Genomic DNA, 6258 nt, shown 5'->3' with positions numbered 1-6258 from the left:
ATGTTATTCGAAAACGAAAGTAGTTCGATTTTAATAACACCTTTATAAACTTCGACGTAATTAATGCTTATTATAACGTCTGTTTATGAAAATTTGATGAAAAGACTTCAAATGTTAGCCCTGCACTTTCGTTAATACTATCCAAAAAACAAGTAGATCTACAACTATTTCGCATTTCTCTCTATAAAAAATTCTTGAAACTAAGGTTGGCATAATTAAGAAAGGACTATTGCTTTTATTGCCCTTTTTTGTGGGATTTATTATATTTAGGTGTTGTGAGTTTGAAATTGGAAAAAATTTCAGGTTATGAATTGATTTTAGAAAGGTGGAGATTTACCTTGAAGGAGTCAGGAAATTCTAATGAGTTTGATACGATAATTCATGCAATTGACCAATTAATTGAAGAAGATGCAAAGGCCTTTTTAAAAATAATATACGCTAGATTTAATCTATTTGAAAAAGGTAATGGAGCTTATACGAGTGAACGACTAATTGATGATGTACTAGCTACATTTAAAAAGATACCTAAAGTAAATGAGATAAGAGAAAAAAGGAATCTGAAAAACGAAAAGAATGACATCATAAAAGGTTTATATGAGGCTCATTTGCCTGTGAGCAATCTTACAAGTTCAATAGAATTTTATAAAAAGCTAGGGCTAGAAATAGCTTATAAGAGTGATAAGCTAGCCTTTTTCTGGATAGAAAAAGGAGAAAGCTGGTTAGGACTATGGGAAACTGATAAAGTGAAAACACCTTATCATGCCTCTTTAAGGCATATTGCGTTTAAGGTTGAGTTTGAGGACATTAAAAAAACAAAGCAATGGCTAGAGCAGAGAGGCATTTCAGTACGAACCGCCTTTGGGTTTACACCTGAGAATCAACCACTTGTTTTACCGAATAATCCTCAAGCACATGCTGCTATTTACTTTGATGATCCCGATGGAAATTCAATCGAACTAATCACACCGTTAAGATTAGACTTTGACGAGGATTTTAGCATGATGACATTAGAGGAATGGATTAAAAAGAAGAATGAACTAGAGTGAAAGTTTATGTCATTAATTTCGTAAAGAAATATAAGGTTAAAGCTTGGTTTTATTTATTTTTACTATAAAGTAATAGAGCAAAAGAGCGTTATACAATTTTGTTCGCAAAATGCTTTAGAGGAAGGCTTTTTACTTACACTATACAATCTAATAAGTGTTAAATCAGAGCTTGGCGCTGTCCAGGCTCTTTTACTTTAAGAAAGCAAAAACCTTTTTTGTTTTACAATCGTCTAATGTGTGAAAGGAGCAGATTGCCTTGGAAGAGAGTATTACTCAGGACATTATCACTAATGACAGAGATAAAGTATTAGATCAATTGATGGACAAATACGGTAATTCAATATTGCACCTAGCCTATTCCTACGTCGGTAACCGAGAGATTGCCGAAGACCTTACTCAAGAGATCTTTGTGAAATGTTATCAAAAATTAGATCAGTATCAAAAAAGGTCTTCTTTAAAATCGTGGCTATGGCGAATCGCTATAAACCATTGCAAAGACTATCTAAAAAGCTGGCATTATAAACATATCATTATCTCTGATGAACAAGCAAAACGTACATCAAGTAGAGAAAGAGTGGTTGAACATGAAGTTATTCAAAAATATGAGGATGAACAATTAGTTCATACAGTAATGGGTTTACCAGATACATATAGGGAAGTATTGTATTTATATTATTTTGAGGAACTAACAATTAAGGAAATATCCAATTTAATAAATGTGAATCAAAATACGATTAAAACAAGGCTAAAGAAAGCAAAGGAAATATTAAAGGATCGCTTGGAGGGAAAAGCATGGAGCGTTTAAAGCAGCTAAAAAATGCAATGCGAAGTACAGTATTGAAGGATTTAAATTTTACCGAAGGACACAAAAAAACGATTAGACAGCAAATAAGACAGCTACCTGAAGCTACTGAAGAAGAGCTCCTTTTAGCCGTATTTCAGCTATTAAAGCAAAAGCGATCAGGTTTTGAGTTGAGTAGACTAATCCGTGCAAGGGGGATTGGAAAATTTGAAAACGATGAGGGCTTTCTATATATGTATTTACATAAATTCGAGCATAAGGGTTACTTGAATACATACTGGGAAGAACCTGATGTTAAGTATTATCAGCTTAATAACAAAGGGATGCAATTACTGAAAAAGCTTGAAATTAAAAGTAATGGCAAAGGCTATTTTTTAAAAGAGATTTTGGAGAGGTAATGAAGATGAGTCATTTTAAGGAGCGTTTTTTAGCGGAAGTATTGCAAAACATAAAATCAAAAGAAGCGAAGGAGGTCGTTTACAAGGAGTTAAACTATCATGTGAAAATGTCCAAGGCAGAATTAGTGGCAAAGGGAGAGAGTGAAACTGATGCTGAAGAAAAAGCTATCAAGAAAATGGGGAGTCCTACAGATCTAGGAATTCACTTTAATAAGCTATATCGTCCTATTTTTGATTGGAAACTTTTTGGACTTTTTATCCTCATTATTTTAATGGGTTTACTCCCACATGTAAATGTAGATCATTACTCGATAAATCTACTGTCTAAACAATTGATTTTTATTGTGTTAGGGATTATCACAACTATCATCGTTATGTTTATTGATTATAGAAAAATAAAAAGCATAGGCTGGCTTTTTTTAATAGTGGCGTTTGGATTATTGCTTGTTCTTAACTATTTACCAAATGTAATAGTTAATGGAGTTGGGTATCTTAGCCTTGTTGTCATTATGATTAGTGGGAGTTCACTTTTGCCGCTGTTTTTAGTATTTTGGGCTTTCTATTTATCTAAGGAGAAGCCTAAGCTGCTCGTAGTATTAGGTGTTTACCTACCCTCTGTATTTTTGTTTTTGCGCTTACCAAGTTTTACGGATGCATTTATTTACTCAGTCATGGTACTAGCTTTATTGTTTTGTAGTTCAATTAGTAAGAAGGCAATTTATTCAACCATTGTCGCTTTTTTAGGTCCAATTTTGATCGGTGCATATTTCTATTTGTTTGCCGGTGGATATCATAAGCAAAGATTGCTCGGATTTTTAAATCCCTATGATGACACCAAAGGCTCGGGTTATATGTATATCATGTTAAAGGATTTACTATCAAAGGGTGGTTTGTTTGGAAATCAAGAGCAACACGGTTTTACGGCTGACATGACAACAGATTTCGCTTTTGCTAATATTACGTATTTTTATGGGTGGATTTTAGCAGGGTTCCTCTTGGCTCTAATCGCATTATTATTATTTAGATTAATCGTTGTTTCAACGGAAATAAAAGACCCATTCGGTAAACAACTGATACTAGGAATATGCTCATTACTCTCCGTCCAATTTGTGTACAACGTTGGAATGATTCTTGGTTTTTTACCGATTATATCGATGTCACTCCCTTTTATTAGCTATGGATTAAACGCAACTTTCTTAAATTCTCTTCTTATAGGAATCGTATTAAGTGTGTATCGGAGAAAGCATTTTGCTGTTCATTTATGATTGTGTTTCTACATTGGCACAGATTGCGGTATTCAAAAACGAATGCCGTTTTTTGTGTTTCTTTTTGAATATACCAATCAGATAAATTTATTCTATATGGTATAATAAGGAAAAAGTATATTTTTACTTAGATGATAAACAATGGTTTTCGATTTATTGCATAAACGCTATCCATCATTTAAAAGGTCAATTAAGCGGCTATTAAGGGAATGGGGAGATAGGTGTGAAAAAAGAGAAAGAAAATCGTGAGAAAAGCAAAATTGATACTGATGATGCCTGGAATCGAACCTTTTATGGAACTCCGACAATAGGGGGATTTCTTGTTGTCATCATTGTTTTTCTTTATCTGTTATTTAATTAATGACATTCAACTAGTATGGCGTTAATCTATCTTGATTGACGCTATTTTTATAGAGTGATTGTAAAAAACTTAAAAAGGAAACAAGGTTTATATCCGAACAGATTAGGAGGAATTCGTTTGTATTTATATCATGCAGTCATCGAGCAAAATAGCGATATTCACATAAGTCCACAAAATGCTCTAGATAGAGGCTTGAGCATTCGTACTGCAACGTGGAGGTACACAAATGGTGGCGATTTATTTCCTGAAATCACTGAGCTTTTGAGACCAGCAACCTCTCCAAAATGGCTTGATTTTAAAATCGCATTTGGTGCAGAGCTCGTTCCATCAGCAAAACCTTATTTTGGATTTCCACTATTTAGTGAGAAAATTTTAATATTCAATCAGGAGCTATCGGATGATTTATTTGCTTATGTTGAGGATGAATATATGAAAGCAGAGACTGGTGGTGGCTACTTTACTAAGGGGTTACCTTCAAAGGAGGAGCTAGTAAAACAATATTGGGAAAGCATGATGACTGTTGATGGCTACTTGAAGGAAAAGCCATATAAGGAACCTGAAATATTAATTTTTGAACAAGTCCCAAAGACATTACTTGAGTATATAAAATAGATGACACCGGACATAAGGAAGAGGAGTATGTTAGATGATGAGATTATCATTTCCATTATATTTCTGTGCAATGTATCTGTTTCAGGTCGTAGGTTACTTTTCTCTTTTTGATAGTTAGGATTCTGGCAATATATAATTGCCCCAATACCGCTTATCCTATTATTCTGGTTATTTGAAGGATTAAAGCTTACCGAGAAGGAAGTTGGAAAAGGAGCAGGCGTTTTAATCATAGCCTCTGCGCTTATCGTTGGCTTAATTATAGATACGATTCCTTTCGTGTAATTTGCTTATTTAGCTAGTTATTTCTACAATAATAAGAGATGGATTTTTTGAAAAATATCAGTTTTTAGAAATGTACTCTTGATGCTAATAGGGGTTAAATATGATAAACAAAATAAAGGCTTGGGCGAAAAGCTTAAAGCGGCAGATTTTTATTCTTTACTTTGCTTGTAAGGATGAAAGAATGCCTTTGTATGCAAAAGTATATACTGCTTGTGTCGTTGCATATGCGTTCAGTCCGATTGACCTCATACCGGATTTTATCCCGATCCTTGGGTATTTAGATGATGTTATTCTCATTCCGCTTGCGATATTGCTTGCACTAAAAATGATTCCGAAGAATGTATTATGGGACAGTGAAGCTTTGGCTGAACAAAGGATGAAGGAGAGTAAGCCGAAAAACTGGATAGTTGGCTCAATAATTATCATGATTTGGCTTGCTTTTGCAGTATGGGGTGGAATGAAACTGTATTTATTTTTCAGCTAATACGTCTGTTTAAGCAAGAGGGTTTGTTTATTCGATAGATTGAGGTAAGCTAAAGTACTACAATGAAAAGTGAAGGTGTTATGATGAAGCTAGATGAGTTTGCAATTGGTCAGGAGTTTAAAACAAAATCAATCCAATTAACAAAGGAAACTATTATGGAGTTTGCGAGAGAATTTGATCCGCAATATATGCATGTAGATGAGGAAAAGGCAAAGCAGGGAAGATTTAATGGAATCATTGCTTCAGGTATCCATACTTTAGCGATTTCTTTTAAGCTTTGGATCGAAGAAGGTAAGCATGGTGAAGATATTATTGCTGGAACGGAAATGAATCAGATAAAATTTCTAAAGCCTGTGTTTCCAGGAAATGAATTATATACGATCGTAAAGGTTCTTGATAAGAAAGAGAATCGAAGTCAAACAGGAATTCTTACTGTATTGTTATCCACATACAATGAAAAAGATGAAAAAGTTTTTGAAGGTGAACTGTCAGTATTAATTAGGAGATAAAGGTGATGGTGCTTTTCTCGAAATTACTTTACATAACAAATAGTTGGAAAAAAGTTTCTTAATCAAGGTTTCCTGCTTTTCCGAAAAATAGTTCTGAAATGACAGTTGGTTTGACTATTAATTGGCTTATAAAAAAAGAAAACTCGCTATAGTATTGAACTGCACCCCAATTGTTAGACAGAATTAACAATGAGGGGTGCTTTTCTTTATTAGAATACTGGATTTTTATTCAACAAATGAATCCGTTCTTGTAAGTACATATCTTCACAAACTTAAAATTGTATGTCCCTATTGAGAACAAAATGATACATACAGAAATACCTATAATTTAATTTACATATGATTAGGATGAATTCAATTCAATTCAATTAAATGTCTGATATAGCTACTTTAAGATAAAAAAGCTCTCTATCTAAACCATATTACAATAGATTTTTGGGGTGGTTAAACAAATTTAAACCATTTTTCTTAAACTTTTCTTTAAAGTAGTGTTCCATAT

Annotated in this window: 8 protein-coding genes; all 8 read left to right on the top strand. The window is 33.4% G+C overall.

Annotation, left to right across the window (positions count from 1 at the left end):
- Positions 1–281: 281 nt before the first annotated feature.
- The 8 genes from HU235_RS25445 (at position 282) to HU235_RS22625 (ending at position 5759) form a co-directional block, all read left to right on the top strand.
- Entirely contained in the window at positions 282–1046 is a 765-nt protein-coding gene (locus HU235_RS25445; RefSeq protein ID WP_307190657.1) for a VOC family protein, read from the top strand.
- A 256-nt stretch (positions 1047–1302) separates the two neighbouring features.
- Positions 1303–1851: a sigma-70 family RNA polymerase sigma factor gene (locus HU235_RS22655; RefSeq protein WP_174881681.1), complete on the top strand. Its 549-nt coding sequence runs from the start codon at positions 1303–1305 to the stop codon at positions 1849–1851.
- A complete protein-coding gene (locus HU235_RS22650; protein ID WP_174881680.1) occupies positions 1839–2246 on the top strand; it encodes a PadR family transcriptional regulator in 408 nt (135 codons plus the stop codon). Before HU235_RS22655 ends, HU235_RS22650 begins: the two co-directional genes overlap by 13 nt.
- A 5-nt stretch (positions 2247–2251) precedes the next feature.
- A complete protein-coding gene (locus HU235_RS22645; protein ID WP_174881679.1) occupies positions 2252–3511 on the top strand; it encodes an FtsW/RodA/SpoVE family cell cycle protein in 1260 nt (419 codons plus the stop codon).
- A gap of 223 nt (positions 3512–3734) precedes the next feature.
- The gene (locus HU235_RS22640) at positions 3735–3872 is read left to right on the top strand and encodes a hypothetical protein (protein ID WP_174881678.1); all 138 of its coding nucleotides are present in this window, start codon (positions 3735–3737) and stop codon (positions 3870–3872) included.
- A gap of 117 nt (positions 3873–3989) precedes the next feature.
- On the top strand, positions 3990–4484 hold the full coding sequence (locus HU235_RS22635; protein ID WP_174881677.1) for a hypothetical protein: 495 nt from the start codon (positions 3990–3992) through the stop codon (positions 4482–4484).
- Between the two features lie 382 nt (positions 4485–4866).
- Positions 4867–5250 carry a YkvA family protein gene (locus HU235_RS22630; RefSeq protein ID WP_174881676.1) on the top strand — a complete coding sequence of 128 codons (384 nt, stop codon included), beginning with the start codon at positions 4867–4869 and terminating at the stop codon, positions 5248–5250.
- An 83-nt stretch (positions 5251–5333) separates the two neighbouring features.
- Positions 5334–5759 (top strand): MaoC family dehydratase, encoded by a 426-nt coding sequence (locus tag HU235_RS22625; RefSeq protein WP_174881682.1) that lies wholly within the window; start codon positions 5334–5336, stop codon positions 5757–5759.
- The last annotated feature ends 499 nt before the right edge of the window (positions 5760–6258 follow it).

Source organism: Metabacillus niabensis (genome assembly GCF_902829255.1).
GTDB classification, from domain to species: Bacteria; Bacillota; Bacilli; order Bacillales; family Bacillaceae; genus Metabacillus; species Metabacillus niabensis.
This window is presented reverse-complemented; position numbering and strand designations above follow the sequence as displayed.

What these genes read in the sequence shown, in the direction of transcription:
- HU235_RS22650 (WP_174881680.1), top strand. Translation starts at nt 1,839, where the DNA reads ATGGAGCGTTTAAAGCAGCTAAAAAATGCAATGCGAAGTACAGTATTG.
- HU235_RS22645 (WP_174881679.1), top strand. Translation starts at nt 2,252, where the DNA reads ATGAGTCATTTTAAGGAGCGTTTTTTAGCGGAAGTATTGCAAAACATA.
- HU235_RS22630 (WP_174881676.1), top strand. Translation starts at nt 4,867, where the DNA reads ATGATAAACAAAATAAAGGCTTGGGCGAAAAGCTTAAAGCGGCAGATT.
- HU235_RS22625 (WP_174881682.1), top strand. Translation starts at nt 5,334, where the DNA reads ATGAAGCTAGATGAGTTTGCAATTGGTCAGGAGTTTAAAACAAAATCA.